Genomic DNA, 17,305 nt, shown 5'->3' with positions numbered 1-17,305 from the left:
CCCGCGGATAAGAATGACTGCCCACGGTAACGTTATGAACCTGTCAATGAGGACGTGGTGTCGGTGGTGCGGCCTCAATCAACGCTCAACGCGATGTCCCACGCACCATGTCTCCATGAACAGGTCGTTGTCCCACCGGTAGAAGCCAACGCGGAAATCACAGTCGCATGTGAATGCCTTGCATCGGGTCGAAGGCGGGCTCGAGGCGCCAAGAAATGACCGAATGGCGGCTTTCAGGAAACTAAGCGCGGGAACATAGCGTATCTGAATTGGGCCACTTCAAAGCGAGGATAGCCATAACCAATTGATATTGAACAGTTATGGTGGGCCCGGAGGATGTAGCAAAATTGTTGATTTCATTGGATTTTTCGTAGGCCAGAATCGGAATTCTTCCCATATCCGCATGGTCCCGCGTCAATGGGTGTCAGTCGCCACCGAGAATTGACCCGGCACGAGCCCTCTGCGCCATACCGACAAGGGTTTGCGAGTGAGCGTGGAGGTCGCGGGCAGCCTGAGGGTATGCAATTTCGTCACCGCTAAAAACGACCATGAACTGCGCAGCGAACTCGGGGATGGTTTTGGCCGGAGTTGCGAGCATGGTTTCCACGATGTCGGCCATGTCGGCGTAAAGCCGATCCAGATCGTTGTCGCAAATGTCAAAGCAGATCGATTCCCTTAGCGCCTCCCAACGACGAAAGCCCGCCAGGATCGGGCTTTCGTTCAAGTTTGCAGCAGAAGGCCATTCCACCGCGGGCGCGCCAATGGTTGGAATGGAGACGACGGTACCGAGCACAGCGCGTCTGGTTGTTGGGTGGAAAGTCATATCGAAGTCTCCACGGTCGAACTGGTTCCTACGGCCGGCAAGCCGAAGCTGCATTGCTCTAGATCAAAATCATTGGCAAACGGGCCGAAACCGAAGGTAAGTTCATCCGCGTCCTCAAGGGAACGACACCAACTTATGGAACGCAAACGGCCCGTCGCCCGATTTGATTGGGATCGGAGAGCGACGGGCCGGATTGCCTGAGAATGCACCCGGGAACTGGCGGGACGAGGCGCTTATCGGCAGTTAGGTACGCCGATCGCAAATGCAGCTCAAAGACTGTGGATCGCCCTCGAAAGCGCAACACGGACATTCATCGCTGAAGGATCCGAAGCTGCCACTGAGGGCAACGGATCTACCGCAAGGACCTTGACCGCGTTGTCACCATTTTCTGTCAGCAGCACGTTGCACCAGACAGCGGTAGCTACTCCATTTCTAGCCTTGAATATGACATCGGGATTGGACACACCAAGCACCCGAAAGCCGCCCGTTCTGGAGCCGTCCCGGGCACGTTTCTGACTCCTCATTCCAACGGACTGAACCACTTTGAAACCGTGACTGGCCAATTTTTCGCTGACATAAGGGACGGCTTTGGCAAGCGACATGCGTATCATCTTGCTGATGCCGTTGGACATAAGTTGGTGCGCTCCCGTGCCCGTTTGGCCGATTTCGCACGCAAGCGACTGGTTCAGCATTGATCTGGCGCAATCGTCAGACCTCTCCTGCCGGAGTGAGACGCAAGGAGACTAAGCGTTGACAAGCGCCTGAGCGTATAAGCTTTGGGCTCAAGCCACGTAACGCCTCTCGGCCGGATCGTCAGGATATGCCGCCTTCACGTCAAGGAACTCCTCGGATGCGGCCTGCAGCGCCCGGACGCATTCCGGGTCGAACTGAGTTCCGGATTGCTCCTTGATATAGGCAAACGCACGATCGATAGGCCAAGCCTCCTTGTAGGTCCGGTCAGAGGTAAGGGCATCGAAAACATCGGCCACGGCGGCAATGCGTCCGACCAGCGGAATGGACTCGCCACTCAATCCGTTTGGATATCCTGTGCCGTCCCAACGCTCGTGATGGGTTTCAGCAATTTTCGCGGCGAGTTGAAGCAGTGCGCATGTCGATCCTGCAAGGATAGCGCCACCGATCCGCGCGTGCTCGTTCATTCGCAGTTTTTCAGCGGCACTGAGCTGTTCCTGCTTGAGCAGGATGGAATCGGAAATGCCGACCTTGCCGATGTCGTGCATCGGCGCCGCAAGCAGGATGTCGCGGCATTGGTCGGCGGAGAAGCCGAGATGCCGGGCCAGGACCGAACTGTAGTGCGCCATCCTGATCGTATGCATTGCGGTTTCCCGGTCTTTGTAACCGGCGGCGAGCGTCAGGCGCCGGATGATCTCTTCCTCGCGCTCGCGCAACTCCTGCGTGGCCTTGTCCACTTCAACCTTCAGCCACTCCGCTCGATGAACGAGGTCTCTTTGCGCTTCACACAACCGGGCCAGGTTTCTCATACGAGCCTTGAACTCCACCGGCTCGACGGGCTTGTGTAGAAATTCGATGGCGCCGGCATGAATGGCGTCGATGCGCGTGCCGGCATCACCATCGGCCGTCACCATGACGAATGGCGTATCGGCAAACCGCCGGTCGCGCCGAATGCACTTGATGAGTTCGATGCCATTCATACCTGGCATCTGGAAGTCGACGATGCCGAGATCGAAGGTAATCGCGGGTAGGTCGCGCAACGCGTCAGCCGGCGTCGGATAGCTAATGGCCACACAATTTGGGATTTGCCCGACCAGCATCTGCATCAGCATCCGGTTTGTCCGGTTGTCCTCGACAATCAATATCTTGGTGGCTTCGTCCATGGCTTACGCCGCCCTTCTCTCGCTGTCCGCGATACGCACCATTTCTCGCTCGATATCATTGGTCAATTCGAGGTCGAGTGGGTATTGGCGTCCCGCCTCAGCCATCGCCGCAAGGGACGTCAGGCCGATGTTGGCGGCGGCGCCCTTCAGCGAATGGAGAGTCCGGTCGGCGAGCGTCCGGTCGCTGGTCGACATTGCGCGATGCAGATCGGACAGCAGGGCGGCGGAGTCCTCCAAGAACGAATCCAGCAGGCGATGGAACGCGTCCTTTCCAAGGAGTTCGATCAGTTCCTTGGCTCGCAGATCTGCGGGAATGGCGCCGTCCTGGGGGTCTCCACCGCGTGGACGGATCGAGAGGGATTCCGTTTTGTCGGCGGATTCAGCAAGTCCGTCCAGCAAATGCTCGAGCCTTGCCATCGTGACCGGCTTGGCCTCAAACCCGTTCATGCCGGCATCGATGCAACGCCGGCGGTCTACATCGGACGCATTCGCGGTCATGGCTATGATAGGGACGCGGTTGCCCGCCGCCCTGATGGCCCGGGTGGCTTCGATGCCATCCATGATGGGCATCTGCATGTCCATCAGGATCAGGCTGAAGCTGCCTTCGGATGCAAGCCGCACCCCGTCACGGCCATCCGCGGCGAAGGTGACACGTTGCCCCAACAGTTCGAGGAATTGCTGTGCCACCTCGCGGTTTATCGGATTGTCCTCAACCACCAGGATGTCAAACGATGGCAGCACAACAGCCTGTGTTTTCGGGACAACCGGTGGATCGCTGCGCTGAGCCGGCACCTCGAACCAGAAGCAGGATCCGACCCCCGCGGCGCTGTCGACACCGATCGTGCCGCCGAGCCCCTCGACCACCTTCTTGCAGATGGCGAGGCCGAGGCCGGTGCCGCCGAAGCGCCGGCTGATCGTGCCATCGACCTGGCTGAAGGGCATGAACAGGCGATGGCGTGATTCCAGCGGAATGCCAATGCCCGTATCCGACACCTGGAAGCGCAACCATGTCCCGTCTCCGCTCTCGGCCACGCTGAGCCGTATCAGCCCATTCTCGGTGAATTTGACGGCGTTGCTCAACAGGTTGAGCAGCACGCGCCGCAGGCGCGTCGGGTCACCGACATACCATCCTGACTGGGCCATGCAGTCATTCGATATCTCTATACGGTCGCGCTGCTCCGCCGCCCTGCCCTCCATGACGTTGGCTACGTCCCGCAGCATTGCAGGGACATCGAAGGGAACCGTCTCGGCAGCGAGGTCGCCGTGCTCGATCTTGGCGAAGTCGAGTATCTCGTTGATGACTTCCAGCAACGCCTCGCCCGAAGTGTTGATGATGCGGACGCTCTCGCGGTCTCGAGCGGCAAGTTGAGAACGGGACAGCAGTTCAGACATGCCAAGGATGGCGTTCAGCGGCGTGCGAATTTCATGCCCGATAGTGGCCATGAATTCTGATTTGGCGCGGTTGCCGATCTCTGCCGCGCGATAGGCAGTCGACAGTTCGTGGGCCGTGGTCTCGAGTTGTCGGCTTGTCAACTGGACGATACGCAGTTGCCGCATGAGGTTGAGGATCAAGAGGGCAATCGAGCAGCCAAGCGCCATGACGACGGTCGCGGAAAGCTGCTGCAGCCGCATGACCTCGTCGCGTGCGTCGGCGCGTGCGGCCGAAACCGAGGCGTTGGTGTAGCTGAGCAGCGACTCGGTGATTTTCAGCAGACCGCCAAGCGTTTCCGAGGCGCTGACCAGAGTGGTAGGATCAACCATCTCGTCAGCGGCGATGCGGTCGAAGACCGGCTCAAGGCCAACGACGATGTCGCGCACTTGGCTGCGCACGCCGCGAAAGGTCTCACTGGCTTCAAAGAACGAAGCATATTTGGCGTTGTCCAGGATCGAGAGCCGCGAATAGAGGATGTCATAGCGCAGGGTGAGCGCCCGGACCTCATCGGCGCCGACGCTGCTCTTGCCAGCCAGCTTCTCCGTCGCCTGCGCGAGTGTTCGGCTTTCACGGTCGAGCTGGTAGACGGCCCATAAGGCGTCTTCACGAATGCCATCCTGCAATGTGTTCTGCCTGGCCGCCAGGTGAGCGAAGGCACCCGCCAGCGCAACCATGAGCCCGACCGAGACCACGATCAGATAGCGGGTCGCCTTGCCCGCCGTGCGAACCGCCTCGCGGCTCTCGATCAGTTCGGGCTTCAATCGACGACCTCGATTTCCTTGATCTGCCAAACCGAGCGCGAGAAGTATTTCTCGTTGTAAAGTTCGTGGTTCTTGTCGAATGGATAGATCATGAAGAGTGGTCCCTTGTCGCGAACCGACATCGACTTGCCGTTCATCTTCAGGGCAAGAATGGTCTCGTAGTCGGTGGCATCCGCCATCGGCACGTCGGCCGAATAGTCGTTGAGGGCCTTGATCCTCAGTATTTTGCCGTGAGCACCAACGGCTTGGAGAACCGATTGCAGGTAGGGCCCGTCGAACTCGGTGGCGCCGTCCGTCCAGGGGGTGTCCATGATCGCCTGCCGGCCGGCGAGCGCCTGTAGCATCGCCAGGTCGAAGGTCGCCGTATTTGCTGCGTTGGTGTTTTGTATATCGCCGGTAATCGTAAGAATGACCGCGCCCTTCGGCGCCTCCAGGGACGCACACATCGCACTGGACACCGACAGGGCGCCAAGCAGCGCAGCCGCAATCAGGAATTTCATCGAATGGTCTTTCTGTAGCCGGCGCTGGTCGCGGCGGCAGGCACGGGGATGCGACTGTGGCGTCGCTATTGTGCAAGGAAATCGCAACCGCCGGCCTCAAACCGGCACGGACGGGCGGCATCATGCCTTCGCCTTGTGGCGATCGTCCGAGGTAACTGCTTGGTCTTACCGATGACAGATTTCAATTTGGTAAAAGCTATTTGAGGGATTGTGCATATTGTCAAATTGTTGCCACCAGCCGTGCAAACCTGTCTGGATTGATTTCGCGCAACGCAAGCCGCGGTCGCGACGCTAAGCTTCGGGCATGCTCGCGAACCTTCTTGTCGGCACAATCGCCATTAGTCTGACGGTCCTTGTTCACACCTTTGGTCTCATCGCAGTCACCCATGCGATGACCCATATGGTTGCGCATTTCCGGATGCATGGCCGCCGTAGCCGCATTGTCGCAATGATCAGCGTGGTAATGGGCCTCTTCGCCGTCATGACCGCCGAGGTCTGGCTCTGGGCAGGCCTATACAGGTTGCTGGAGATTTTCGACGACTTCGAAACCGCGCTCTACTTCTCGACCATTACGTTTTCGACGGTCGGCTATGGGGATGTCGTGCCCGCCCATGCATGGCGCGTCCTGGCAGCGCTCGAAGGCGTGAACGGATTCCTGCTCATCGGATGGTCGACTGCTTACCTGATCGCGGCCGGCACCCGTATCGGCCCATTCAAGGCCGGGGAACATTTCTGACCATCTAGACACTCAGACCGCCACAGAATGCCTGGCCTTGCCGGTCTCGAGATATTTGTCGAATTTCGCCGCGACGCTTCTCACAAAGGGGCGGTTTTCCGCCGGCACGACGAAGCTGTCACTATCAAGTTCCAGCAAGCCCTCGGGGTCACGAAGCGCGGTGGAGCTCGCCGTGAGCAGAAGTCTTTGGCCTGCTTCGCCAAAGCGCTCCACCAATTCGATCGCCGAGAAGGCGAAGTCGCACATCAACTTCTCGATGATCCAGCCGCGAACGCGGTCGTCTTCGGTAAGCGCGATACCCCGGACAGCCGCCAGCCCACCGTCCGAGACCATGCGTCCATATTCCGCGGTCGACGGCATGTTTTGGGTATGGCCTTGGCGAAATTGACTGATGGACGATGGGCCGAGACCGACCAGTGTTTCACAGCGATCCTCGGTGTAGCCTTGGAAATTGCGGCGCAAGCAGCCGGTTCGGGCCGCCACGGCCAATGAATCGTTGGGCTTGGCGAAATGGTCGAAGCCTACGGCTTCATATCCGGCGTTCAGCATAAGACAAGCGGCCAGTTGCGACTGGGCAAACCGCTCTGCCGAGCCCGGCAACCATGCCTCGTCGATCATCGTCTGATGTTTCTTGAACCACGGCACATGCGCGTATCCAAACAATGCCATCCGATCCGGTTCCAGGGTCAACGCCTGCGCGACCGTAGAGGAGACGCTCTCCCTGGTTTGATGTGGCAAGCCATAGAGCAGGTCCAGATTGACGGATCTGACGCCCCGCGCGCGAACCCCGTCCACAACCGCCTTGGTCTGTAGAAAGCTCTGCTCGCGGTTGATCGCCTTTTGCACCTTCGGGTCAAAATCCTGCACGCCGAGACTCGCCCGGGTCATGCCGATCTCGGCAAGAGCGTCGAGGCGCGCATCATCCATATCGTTGGGATCGATCTCGACGCTGATCCTGGCATCCGGGAGAAATTCGAAGTTCTTGCGCAAAACCGCTCCCAGCGCGACCAGATCCTCCGGCTTGAGCATGGTTGGCGAGCCGCCGCCAAAATGCACGGCGCGGACATGACCCCTGCCGCCGACGAGACCGGCGACCGTTGCGATCTCGGCATGCAGCGAACGAAGATAGATGGCCACCGGTTGGTAATGGCGTGTCTGCTTGGTATGGCAGGCGCAGAACCAGCAGAGCCTGTCGCAATAGGGGATATGCAGATAGAGCGAAATCTCGTCACCGCTTCCAATCGCTTCCAGCCAGCCCCGCTGGATGGCGGCATCCACGCCCGGGTGAAAATGCGGAGCGGTCGGGTAACTTGTGTAGCGCGGGACGTTCTCACCCAATCTGGCGGCCAGTTCCGATTTCATTTTACCTTCCATCATCCCGGCAAGCTTGAATCTTGCAGGAATGAGTTCTGGCTAATGGCCCTTGCGGCCGCCTTGATTTCGGTCAATGCCGCTGTGCGTAAACTGGGGCAGGGATTTCTGGTCGCCGATACGATCTTGCCCGCAGTCAAGGATTCCTTGGACAATCATGATGACAATGCGCCAGGACATCCACAGCTCCGGCATCCCCGTGCTTTGCCAATCCTGCGAAGCGCGGCATCGCGGCGTCTGCGGTGCGCTCGACGCGGAGCAGCTCGCTGGGCTTGCCAAGACGTCGTCCAGGCACAACGTCGAGCCAGGCGTGGAACTGATAGGCGACGCCGAAACTGTCGACAACTATTCGAATTTGCTTTCCGGCGTGGTGAAACTCACCAAGAGCCTTTCAGACGGGCGCCAGCAGATTGTCGGCCTCCAGTTCGCCCCTGATTTTCTGGGGCGGCCTTTCAAGGCGGAAAGCGCAATCAACGCCGAAGCCGCCACTGCCGTTTCCGTGTGTTCGTTTCCCAAGGCCGCCATCGAACGGATAATGAAGGAATCACCGGAACTGGAGCATCGTCTGCTCAAGCAGACCCTGAACGAACTCGACGAAGCTCGCGACTGGATGGTGACTCTCGGGCGCAAGAGTGCTTCGGAAAAGGTGGCGAGCTTTCTCCTGATGATCGCCAGGAACATCGACCCTGCGCTTGACCCGTCCGCCCAGTCCACAAGTTTCGACCTGCCGCTGATCCGCGCCGACATCGCTGATTTCCTTGGTCTGACGATCGAGACTGTGAGCCGCCAGCTGACCAGGCTGCGATCGGATGGCGTGATTCGGATCGAGAACAACAGGGAAGTCACCGTCGACAACTTGACCCGGTTGCAGCGACGCTCCGGCGTCTAGGATCAATCGACTATCCCGATCATCGGCAAGACGTGCTCACGTTCAAAGGCGATATGCCGCCGCATACTTTCAAAGAAGCCGCGCAACATGAAGCCGATTGCCTCGGCATTCTCGACCGTTTCGCCATGGCCGATCGCCAGCAGGATTTCGGTCACCTCGCCGGCAAAGCATTCGTCCTCGACATGTTCGGCGCGCAATCGCCGGATTGAAGCAAGGCTGGCGTCGCTATCAGCCGCGGCAGCCTCGTAGACCGGAAAGATGATTGCCTCCTCGTATCGATGCGTGTTCCGCAACAGCGGAACGATCGCATTTGCGGTAGCCAGACATGCGAGGCAATCGACCCTGGGCAGGGTGTCTGCGATCCTCTCAAGGGCTTCGCAGAGCCGCAGCTTTTCCAGATGCGCACGTTTCATCACCGCCGCCGGAACTGCCTCCCTGCCGGATCGAGCTGCCCGTATCGAATTTTCGCGGCTCGTTTCGAACAGCAACGATTCCAGCTCCTTCTCCCAGTTCAACGGCAGCCTCCAGATCGTTTGCGCGACCGAAGCTGCCCAATCCAAAAGCAAGTGGCTTTGACATGGATCAAGGCGGCGAAGGGGCGCCTGCTGAATTGCTGTTGCTGCGGATTGACGTCCGCGCATCGGAGTCGACGTCGGGGACATGTCATGAAGTTCGGCACGCACATCTTTGTTTTGGGCCTGTTCGCCTTTGCGGCTTTTGTGGCTGCCGGCTTCGGGGTGGACGAGCCCTTTCGCCAGCATATGTGGGTGCTGCTCATCGTGCTGCTGGGTTTCACCGCCATTCTTCTACGCAACACGAGTTTCGCGCCGGCAGTCGCGGTCGATCCGTCAGCCTACATGGATGGTCCCATCCGCTACGGGGCCATCGCCACCATATTCTGGGGTGTCGTCGGCATGCTGGTCGGCGTCGTCATCGCGCTACAGCTTGCATATCCCGATCTCAACATACAGCCTTGGTTCAACTTCGGCCGCTTGCGGCCGGTGCATACGTCGGGCGTCGTCTTTGCCTTCGGCGGCAACGCGCTGCTGTGCACATCATTGTATGTCGTGCAACGCACCTGCCGCGCCCGCCTCTTCGGTGGCGATCTCGCCTGGTTCGTGTTCTGGGGTTACCAGCTCTTTATCGTGATGGCGGCGACTGGCTATCTGCTCGGCATCACCGAGAGCCGCGAATACGCCGAACCTGAATGGTATGTCGACATCTGGCTGACCATCGTCTGGGTCGCCTATCTCATCCTGTTCCTCGGCACGATCCTGAAACGCAAGGAACCGCACATCTACGTCGCCAACTGGTTCTATTTGTCCTTCATCATCACTGTCGCGATGCTGCATGTGGTCAACAACCTGTCGATGCCGGCCTCATTCCTCGGCTCGAAGAGCTATTCTGCCTTCTCCGGCGTCCAGGACGCCCTGATACAATGGTGGTACGGCCACAACGCGGTCGGCTTCTTCCTCACCGCCGGCTTCCTCGGCATGATGTATTACTTCGTACCCAAGCAGGCGAACCGGCCGGTCTACTCCTACCGCCTCTCCATCATTCACTTCTGGGCGCTGATCTTCCTCTACATCTGGGCAGGCCCGCATCACCTCCACTACACCGCCCTGCCAGACTGGGCGCAAACGCTTGGCATGGTGTTCTCGATCATGCTGTGGATGCCATCATGGGGCGGCATGATCAATGGCTTGATGACGCTGTCCGGTGCCTGGGACAAGCTGCGCACCGATCCGATCATCCGCATGATGGTGATGGCCATCGCCTTCTACGGCATGTCGACCTTCGAAGGGCCGATGATGTCGATCAAGACGGTGAATTCGCTGTCGCACTATACCGACTGGACCATTGGCCACGTGCACTCCGGTGCGCTCGGCTGGGTCGGCATGATCTCGTTCGGCGCAATTTACTTCATGGTGCCGAAGCTGTGGAACCGTGAACGGCTCTATTCACTAAGGCTCGTCACCTGGCACTTCTGGCTCGCGACGCTCGGCATCGTCGTCTACGCCGCCGTCATGTGGGTGTCGGGCATCATGCAGGGCCTGATGTGGCGCGAGTACGACGAGCAGGGCTTCCTGGTCTACTCCTTCGCCGAAACCGTCGCCGCCATGCACCCCTATTATGTGATGCGCGCTATCGGCGGGGCGATGTACCTCTCGGGTACCCTGATCATGGCCTGGAACATCGCCATGACGATCCTCGGCCACCAGCGCGAGGAGCAACCGATGCCGGGCTCCGTTCCCGCCCCTCAGCCTGCCGAATAAGGAGCCAGAAAATGGGCTTGATGGACAGACACGCGATCGTCGAGAAGAACGCCACGCTTCTTCTCGTTGGTTCCCTTCTGGTGGTGACGGTCGGCGGCATCGTCGAGATCGCACCACTCTTCTATCTCGACAACACGATCGAGAAGGTCGAAGGCATGCGGCCTTACTCGCCGCTCGAACTCGCCGGCCGCAACATCTATGTGCGCGAGGGCTGCTACCTCTGCCATAGCCAGATGATCAGGCCGTTCCGCGACGAGGTCGAGCGCTACGGCCACTACAGCCTGGCTGCTGAGTCGATGTATGATCATCCCTTCCAGTGGGGATCGAAGCGTACCGGACCCGATCTCGCCCGGGTCGGTGACCGCTATTCGAATGCATGGCACGTCGCGCATCTTTCCGATCCACGTTCCGTGGTGCCGGAATCGATCATGCCGAGCTATGCGTTCCTGAAGGACGTGCCCATCGAAGTGAAGGATTTCTCAACGCATCTGGTCGCCAACCGGCGTGTCGGTGTCCCCTACGACGACGACATGATCGCGCACGCCAACGCCGATCTGATGGCGCAGGCCGATCCGAACGCCGATACCTCCGGCCTTGAGAAACGCTATCCAAAAGCCAAGATCGGCGACTTCGACGGCAACCCGCAGCAGGTCACCGAAATGGATGCCCTTGTCGCCTACCTGCAGATGCTGGGCACTCTGGTCGATTTCAAGAACTACGACGAAGCCGCCGGCTACCGCTGAGGAGTTTTATCCATGGATTACAATTTAATGCGGGAGTTTGCTGACAGCTGGGGCCTGGTCGCGATGGCGCTTTTCTTTGTTGGGGCAATTGTCTTCGCCCTGCGCCCCGGTAGCCGCAAGCTGGCAGAAGAAGCTGCCCGGATTCCCCTTGAGGACGAGTGATCATGAGCGACGAGCACATCGATGAAATCTCCGGCGTCTCGACCACCGGCCACGAATGGGACGGCATCCGGGAACTGAACAACCCGCTACCTCGCTGGTGGGTGATCACATTTTACGTCACCATTGTCTGGGCCATCGGTTACACCATCGCCTATCCGGCATGGCCGCTGCTGCACTCGGCGACAACGGGGGTGCTCGGCTATTCTAGCCGCAATGAAGTCAAGAACGAACTGGCCGCGGCAGAAGTCGCGAAAGGCAAATATCTCTCGGCGGTAGAGTCCAAGAGCGTCTCGGAGATTGCGGCAGACGATGCGCTGCGCGAATTCGCCGTCGCCGCCGGCGGCGCCGCCTTCAAGGTCAACTGCACACAGTGCCACGGCTCTGGTGCTCAGGGCTCCAAGGGCTTTCCCAACCTCAACGATGATGATTGGCTGTGGGGCGGCAAGGCGGAGCAGATCCAGCAGACGATCACGCACGGCATCCGCTTCGTATCCGACCCGGACACGCGGCTGTCTGAAATGCCGGCCTTCGGCGACATCATAACCGCCGACCAGATCGCACAGGTCAGCGCCTATGTCGCCAGCCTGTCCGGAAAGGTCGTGGATGCAAGCCTCGTCGCGCCGGGCTCCAAGGTCTTTGCCGAGAATTGCGTGGCCTGTCACGGAGACAACGCAAAAGGCAACAAGGAACTCGGCGCCCCTGATCTGACCGACGCGATCTGGCTTTACGGCTCCGGAGAGACGGCAATCGCCGACCAGGTTCGCGCACCGAAGCAGGGCGTGATGCCGGCCTGGGGCGCGCGCCTGGGCGAAACCAAGGTCAAGGAACTGGCGGTTTACGTGCATTCGCTTGGCGGTGGAGAATAGCAACGGGGGTCTATTCTCTGGCCCTCTCCGTGCAAGCGACGAGGCCCGGCCATGCCGGGCCTCGATCTGTTAGCGGCATGCGGCGATTGACCTGCATCAACGCGGCTCAACCCTATCGGTGGCAAAGTCCGGCAAACGCTGCATTTCGCGCGCTTGTCTGAAACCGATCAGGCCAACTGCCTGCGAAATCACAAGCTGCGCGACGGGAGACAACAGTGCTGGACAATACGCAGGTAGAACGGCTCGAAGCCGAGGCCGTCAACTCCGCCAAAGTGCGCCAGCCAATGTATGCCGCGCGCAAGAAAATCTTCCCGAAGCGGGCATCGGGCAGCTTTCGCCAGTTCAAATGGATCGTGATGGCGGTAACGCTCGGCATTTATTATCTGACGCCGTGGTTGCGATGGGATCGAGGCCCATTTGCCCCTGATCAGGCGGTGCTGCTCGATGTCGCCAACCGGCGCTTCTACTTCTTCTTCATCGAGATCTGGCCGCAGGAATTCTATTATGTGGCCGGCCTCCTGGTCATGGCCGGCGTCGGTCTTTTCCTGATCACGTCGACTGTCGGACGCGCCTGGTGCGGCTATAGCTGCCCGCAGACCGTATGGGTCGATCTGTTTCTGGTCGTCGAGCGGGCCATCGAGGGTGACCGCAACGCGCGTATGAAACTCGACGCCGGACCCTGGAGCCCCCGCAAGCTCGTGCTGCGTGTATCAAAGCACGCCATCTGGCTGGTCATAGGCGCGGCGACCGGTGGCGCATGGATCTTCTATTTCGCCGATGCGCCGACGTTGGTCGGCGAACTCTTCACCGGCACCGCGGCGCCAATCGCCTACATCACCATCGCCGTGCTGACGGCGACGACCTATACGTTCGGCGGGCTGATGCGCGAGCAGGTCTGCACCTATATGTGCCCATGGCCGCGTATCCAGGCAGCCATGCTCGATGAAAATTCTCTCACCGTCACCTACAATGACTGGCGCGGCGAACCGCGTTCGCGTCACGCCAAGAAGGTTCTGGCAGCAGGGGAATCCGTCGGCGATTGCGTCGACTGCAATGCCTGCGTGGCGGTCTGCCCGATGGGGATCGACATCCGCGACGGACAACAGCTTGAATGCATCACCTGCGGGCTTTGCATCGACGCCTGCGACGGCGTCATGGAAAAGCTGGGCAGGGAGCATGGACTGATCTCCTACGCGACGCTCTCCGACTACAACGCCAACATGATGCTGGCGACCGCCGGCGGCTCCAGTTCAGTCCAACCGTCGCTGGTCAGGACCGCTGATGGCCTGTTCTCCGACAAGGTGGCTCACTTCCATGTCCGCAAGATCTTTCGGCCCCGCACCTATGTCTACATGGGTATGTGGTCGCTGATCGGCCTGGGCGTGGTCTATTCGCTGCTGACGCGTGACCGGCTCGAGGTGAACGTGCTGCATGACCGAAATCCGCAATTCGTCACGCTGTCCGACGGTTCGATCCGCAACGGCTACACCGTCAAGCTGCTCAACATGATCCCTGAGCCACGAACGATCGTCGTCACGATGCAAGGCTTGCAAGGGGCCGAAATGAGCGTGGTCGGCGACGACCTAAAGGCAAGCCGCTCCTTCGCCATTCCGGTCGAGCCCGATCGCCTGAAAATGCTGAAGGTCTTCGTGCGGCAGCCAGCGGACCAGATCCAGGGCACAGCGCAGACCTTCACGTTCCGGGTCGAGGACAAGGCGAGCTTCGAATCGGACGAATACACGGCCACCTTCAACGCACCGGAGATCGCCAGATGACTGCCAAGGCGCAAAGGCCCCGCGAATTCACCGGCAGGCACATGCTGGCCATCATCCTTGCCTTTTTCGGTGTGGTCATCGCGGTCAACCTGACCATGGCGACACTCGCCAACACAAGCTGGACCGGCCTTGTCGTTGAGAACACCTACGTGGCCAGCCAGCAATTCAACAAAAAGGCCGAGGAAGGGCGCGCGCAGGCAGCCCTTGGCTGGAGCGGGAACCTGACCATCGCATGGGGTGAGGTTCGCTATAGCCTGACCGATGCGGCCGGCAAGCCGGTTACCCTGCGTGGCGTCAAGGTGTTGTTTCGTCATCCGGCCTACGAGAAAGAGGACAAGGCTATCACGCTCGCCCCCGCCACGGGCCAGGAATTCGCCGCCCAGCATACGCCGAAGGACGGCGTCTGGATCGTCGAGGTGGACGCCGATGCAGGTCTCGCGACGCCCTATCGCGAGGTCCGCAGGATCATGATTTCCCATGGAGCGCTGAAATGAGCTGTTGTGCGCCGGGCGCCGAAATGGCGCTGGACCTGGGCAGCTCCACATCGGTTCTGCCATCCGGCCAGGAGATCAGGCTGGCGAGCCGGCCGCTTGGCGACAACCTTCGCCAGACCGATCTTTCGGTGCCGAGTGTTCATTGCGGGGCCTGCATCCAGACGATCGAGACGGTGCTGGGAAAACTGGACAATGTCGAAGGCGCGCGCGTCAACCTGTCGACAAAGCGCGTCGCGATCCGGTGGCGTGGGGATCAAGTGCCACTCTTCGTCGACGCGCTTGGCAGGCTGGGCTACGAGGCGCATTTGTTCGCCCCTGAGGTGGATGAGAAGGATAAGACGCTTGCGGAGCTGATCCGCGCCGTCGCTGTTGCCGGCTTTGCGGCTGGCAACATCATGCTGCTTTCTGTCTCGGTCTGGTCCGGCGCGGATGGCGCGACGCGCGACCTGTTTCACTGGGTCTCGGCGCTGATCGCCATTCCCGCACTGGCCTTCGCCGGCGGCATCTTCTTCCGCTCAGCCTGGAACGCATTGCGCCATGGCCGCATGAACATGGACGTGCCGATCGCGGTCGGGGTGTCGCTTGCTTATGCCATGAGCCTCTATGAAACGATCAATCATGGCGAACAAGCCTATTTCGACGCATCGGTGTCGTTGCTGTTCTTCCTGTTGATCGGCCGCACGCTGGATCACGTGATGCGGGAGCGTGCCCGCACCGCGGTGAAAAGCCTGTCGCAGCTGGCCGCGCGTGGCGCCATGGTGCTGCGCGCAGACGGCGCACGGGACTATTTGCCGGTTGGCGAGATCGAACCAGGGATGCAGCTGCTGATAGCAGCCGGTGAAAGAATCCCGGTTGACGGCAAGATCATCCAGGGAGCGTCGGATCTCGACTGTTCGCTGGCCTCAGGCGAGAGCACGCCGAAAAACGTGGCGTCAGGCGAAGCCGTGCAGGCTGGCGTGCTCAACCTTACCGGCCCGCTGACGATCGAGGCGACAGCCTCCGCAAAGGATTCGTTCCTGGCCGAAATGGTTCGGCTGATGGAGGCTGCCGAGGGCGGTCGTGCGCATTATCGCCGCATCGCCGATCGCGTCTCGGCGCTCTACGCGCCTGTGGTTCATCTCACCGCCTTGGTGACGTTCCTGGGCTGGATCGCGACGACCGGCGACTGGCACCGCGCGATGACGATCGCCATCGCTGTTCTCATCATCACATGCCCCTGCGCGCTCGGTCTTGCGGTGCCGATCGTCCAGGTGGTCGCCGCGCGGCGCCTGTTCGAGAACGGCATCATGGTCAAGGACGGCTCGGCGATGGAACGCCTGGCAACGATCGACACGGCGGTGTTCGACAAGACCGGAACGCTCACGCTCGGCCAGCCCCGGCTCGTCAACGCGTTGTCGATCGATCCCGCAATGTTGGCAATCGCGGCAGACATGGCCGCGCATTCGCGCCATCCATTTTCAAAGGCCGTGGCCGGATTTGCCGCTCCTGGCGGGCACCATAAATTCGATGCGGTCACCGAGCACCCGGGATTTGGCATCGAAGCCACTGACACCGGAAGCACCTGGCGGCTGGGTCGACGCGGATGGGCTGGGTGGAAGGCTCGAACCGGTGGTGAAGGCAAACATGGCTACGGCGGAACGGTCCTGACGAAAAACGGGATGATTGTCGCATCCTTCGTTTTCGAGGATGCATTGCGTGCCGACGCTTGTGCGGCCATCGATCAATTGAAGCATGCTGGGATGTCGGTGGAAATGCTGTCGGGCGATACCGCGGCAGCCTGCGCCGAGGTTGCGAAAGGGCTGGGTGTCGATGACTTCGTTCCCTGCCTGCTGCCATCCGGCAAGGTCGAGCGCATCGAGACCCTGGAGAAGGACGGGCGCAAGGTTCTGATGGTTGGCGACGGCCTCAACGACACGCCGGCGCTGCGCGCAGCGCATGTCTCGATCGCGCCGGCCACCGCCGCCGACATTGGCCGCAACGCAGCCGACTTTGTCTTCCTGCGCGAAAGTCTTCTGGCCGTGCCTCTCGCGTTGGACGTCTCGCGCAAGGCGGGCGGCCTGATCCGCCAGAACATCGCGATTGCGATCATCTACAACGCTGTCGCCGTGCCGATCGCCATCCTGGGACACGTCACACCTCTTATCGCGGCGATCGCCATGTCCGCTTCTTCGCTGCTTGTGATCGGAAATGCGCTGCGACTGCAAGGTTCAATGCCAAATTCGCTGGCGAAGAGTGTTCGGCGCGACGGACGTTCCGAAATAAATGAATTGGCCCCATCCGCATGACCACCCTCACCTACCTCATACCCGCTGCTCTCTTTCTTGGTGCGCTTGGCCTGGGGGGCTTCCTGTGGGCTTTGAAAAGCGGCCAATATGAAGATCTCGACGGGGCCGCCGAGCGGATTCTGATCGATCCAGAAGATAAAATTGGCCGCTGATCTTCAGAACTCCGCCAGTGACAGCACACATTTGCAGAAAACTGCAACACCAAACTTTTACATGTCAAATCTTGCTCGTATGCCGAAGCAGTTCTTTCTGCGATTAACCTCCACCAATTTGCGCCAGCGCAAAGAAACGCTGCGTCAGGTCAGCTAGGTTCTGCTTATCCGCAACGGTTGAGAGACA

Annotated in this window: 18 protein-coding genes; 11 read left to right on the top strand and 7 right to left on the bottom strand. The window is 60.0% G+C overall.

Annotated elements, in window-relative coordinates; genetic code table 11:
• Positions 1-424: 424 nt before the first annotated feature.
• From AC07SZ_RS34230 to AC07SZ_RS34210, 5 genes are all read right to left on the bottom strand, one after another.
• Positions 425-823: a hypothetical protein gene (locus AC07SZ_RS34230; protein ID WP_155772523.1), complete on the bottom strand. Its 399-nt coding sequence runs from the start codon at positions 821-823 to the stop codon at positions 425-427.
• A 269-nt stretch (positions 824-1,092) separates the two neighbouring features.
• A complete protein-coding gene (locus tag AC07SZ_RS34225; RefSeq protein ID WP_155772522.1) occupies positions 1,093-1,455 on the bottom strand; it encodes a DUF302 domain-containing protein in 363 nt (120 codons plus the stop codon).
• 150 nt (positions 1,456-1,605) lie between these two features.
• Positions 1,606-2,676, bottom strand: coding sequence for an HD domain-containing phosphohydrolase (locus AC07SZ_RS34220; RefSeq protein ID WP_056570682.1), 1,071 nt, complete (start codon positions 2,674-2,676; stop codon positions 1,606-1,608).
• Between the two features lie 3 nt (positions 2,677-2,679).
• Positions 2,680-4,869: an ATP-binding protein gene (locus AC07SZ_RS34215; RefSeq protein ID WP_056570680.1), complete on the bottom strand. Its 2,190-nt coding sequence runs from the start codon at positions 4,867-4,869 to the stop codon at positions 2,680-2,682.
• Positions 4,866-5,369 (bottom strand): putative pterin-binding protein, encoded by a 504-nt coding sequence (locus tag AC07SZ_RS34210; protein ID WP_056570677.1) that lies wholly within the window; start codon positions 5,367-5,369, stop codon positions 4,866-4,868. Before AC07SZ_RS34210 ends, AC07SZ_RS34215 begins: the two co-directional genes overlap by 4 nt.
• A gap of 304 nt (positions 5,370-5,673) precedes the next feature.
• Between AC07SZ_RS34210 and AC07SZ_RS34205 the strand changes: the two genes are divergently transcribed.
• Positions 5,674-6,105 (top strand): potassium channel family protein, encoded by a 432-nt coding sequence (locus AC07SZ_RS34205; protein ID WP_056570675.1) that lies wholly within the window; start codon positions 5,674-5,676, stop codon positions 6,103-6,105.
• Between the two features lie 12 nt (positions 6,106-6,117).
• Here the strand turns inward: AC07SZ_RS34205 and hemN are convergent, their stop codons facing one another.
• Positions 6,118-7,467 carry an oxygen-independent coproporphyrinogen III oxidase gene (hemN, locus tag AC07SZ_RS34200; protein ID WP_494917744.1) on the bottom strand — a complete coding sequence of 450 codons (1,350 nt, stop codon included), beginning with the start codon at positions 7,465-7,467 and terminating at the stop codon, positions 6,118-6,120.
• Positions 7,468-7,636: 169 nt separating this feature from the next.
• On the opposite strand from hemN, the gene AC07SZ_RS34195 reads away from it, so the two are divergent.
• Positions 7,637-8,365 (top strand): Crp/Fnr family transcriptional regulator, encoded by a 729-nt coding sequence (locus tag AC07SZ_RS34195; RefSeq protein WP_056572008.1) that lies wholly within the window; start codon positions 7,637-7,639, stop codon positions 8,363-8,365.
• A 2-nt stretch (positions 8,366-8,367) separates the two neighbouring features.
• Here the strand turns inward: AC07SZ_RS34195 and AC07SZ_RS34190 are convergent, their stop codons facing one another.
• Entirely contained in the window at positions 8,368-8,778 is a 411-nt protein-coding gene (locus AC07SZ_RS34190; protein WP_056572006.1) for a hemerythrin domain-containing protein, read from the bottom strand.
• Between the two features lie 252 nt (positions 8,779-9,030).
• Between AC07SZ_RS34190 and ccoN the strand changes: the two genes are divergently transcribed.
• The 9 genes from ccoN (at position 9,031) to AC07SZ_RS34145 (ending at position 17,275) form a co-directional block, all read left to right on the top strand.
• Complete coding sequence (gene ccoN / locus AC07SZ_RS34185) at positions 9,031-10,641, top strand: cytochrome-c oxidase, cbb3-type subunit I (RefSeq protein WP_056570671.1); 1,611 nt, start codon at positions 9,031-9,033, stop codon at positions 10,639-10,641.
• A gap of 11 nt (positions 10,642-10,652) precedes the next feature.
• On the top strand, positions 10,653-11,384 hold the full coding sequence (ccoO, locus tag AC07SZ_RS34180; protein WP_494917743.1) for a cytochrome-c oxidase, cbb3-type subunit II: 732 nt from the start codon (positions 10,653-10,655) through the stop codon (positions 11,382-11,384).
• A 12-nt stretch (positions 11,385-11,396) separates the two neighbouring features.
• The gene (locus AC07SZ_RS34175; protein ID WP_056570667.1) at positions 11,397-11,546 is read left to right on the top strand and encodes a CcoQ/FixQ family Cbb3-type cytochrome c oxidase assembly chaperone; all 150 of its coding nucleotides are present in this window, start codon (positions 11,397-11,399) and stop codon (positions 11,544-11,546) included.
• A gap of 2 nt (positions 11,547-11,548) precedes the next feature.
• The gene (gene ccoP / locus AC07SZ_RS34170) at positions 11,549-12,412 is read left to right on the top strand and encodes a cytochrome-c oxidase, cbb3-type subunit III (protein ID WP_172372549.1); all 864 of its coding nucleotides are present in this window, start codon (positions 11,549-11,551) and stop codon (positions 12,410-12,412) included.
• Between the two features lie 215 nt (positions 12,413-12,627).
• Complete coding sequence (gene ccoG, locus AC07SZ_RS34165) at positions 12,628-14,187, top strand: cytochrome c oxidase accessory protein CcoG (protein WP_494917742.1); 1,560 nt, start codon at positions 12,628-12,630, stop codon at positions 14,185-14,187.
• Positions 14,184-14,681 (top strand): FixH family protein, encoded by a 498-nt coding sequence (locus AC07SZ_RS34160; protein ID WP_494917741.1) that lies wholly within the window; start codon positions 14,184-14,186, stop codon positions 14,679-14,681. Before ccoG ends, AC07SZ_RS34160 begins: the two co-directional genes overlap by 4 nt.
• On the top strand, positions 14,678-16,966 hold the full coding sequence (locus tag AC07SZ_RS34155; protein WP_494917740.1) for a cation-translocating P-type ATPase: 2,289 nt from the start codon (positions 14,678-14,680) through the stop codon (positions 16,964-16,966). Before AC07SZ_RS34160 ends, AC07SZ_RS34155 begins: the two co-directional genes overlap by 4 nt.
• The gene (ccoS, locus tag AC07SZ_RS34150) at positions 16,963-17,118 is read left to right on the top strand and encodes a cbb3-type cytochrome oxidase assembly protein CcoS (protein ID WP_056570657.1); all 156 of its coding nucleotides are present in this window, start codon (positions 16,963-16,965) and stop codon (positions 17,116-17,118) included. Before AC07SZ_RS34155 ends, ccoS begins: the two co-directional genes overlap by 4 nt.
• Positions 17,108-17,275 carry a hypothetical protein gene (locus AC07SZ_RS34145; protein WP_494917739.1) on the top strand — a complete coding sequence of 56 codons (168 nt, stop codon included), beginning with the start codon at positions 17,108-17,110 and terminating at the stop codon, positions 17,273-17,275. The genes ccoS and AC07SZ_RS34145 overlap by 11 nt, the downstream gene beginning before the upstream one ends.
• The last annotated feature ends 30 nt before the right edge of the window (positions 17,276-17,305 follow it).

The sequence above is a fragment of the Mesorhizobium sp. GW821-FHT07A06 genome (assembly GCF_059419085.1).
Note: the sequence above shows the minus strand (reverse complement) of the source record. Positions and strands in the feature narration are given on the sequence as shown.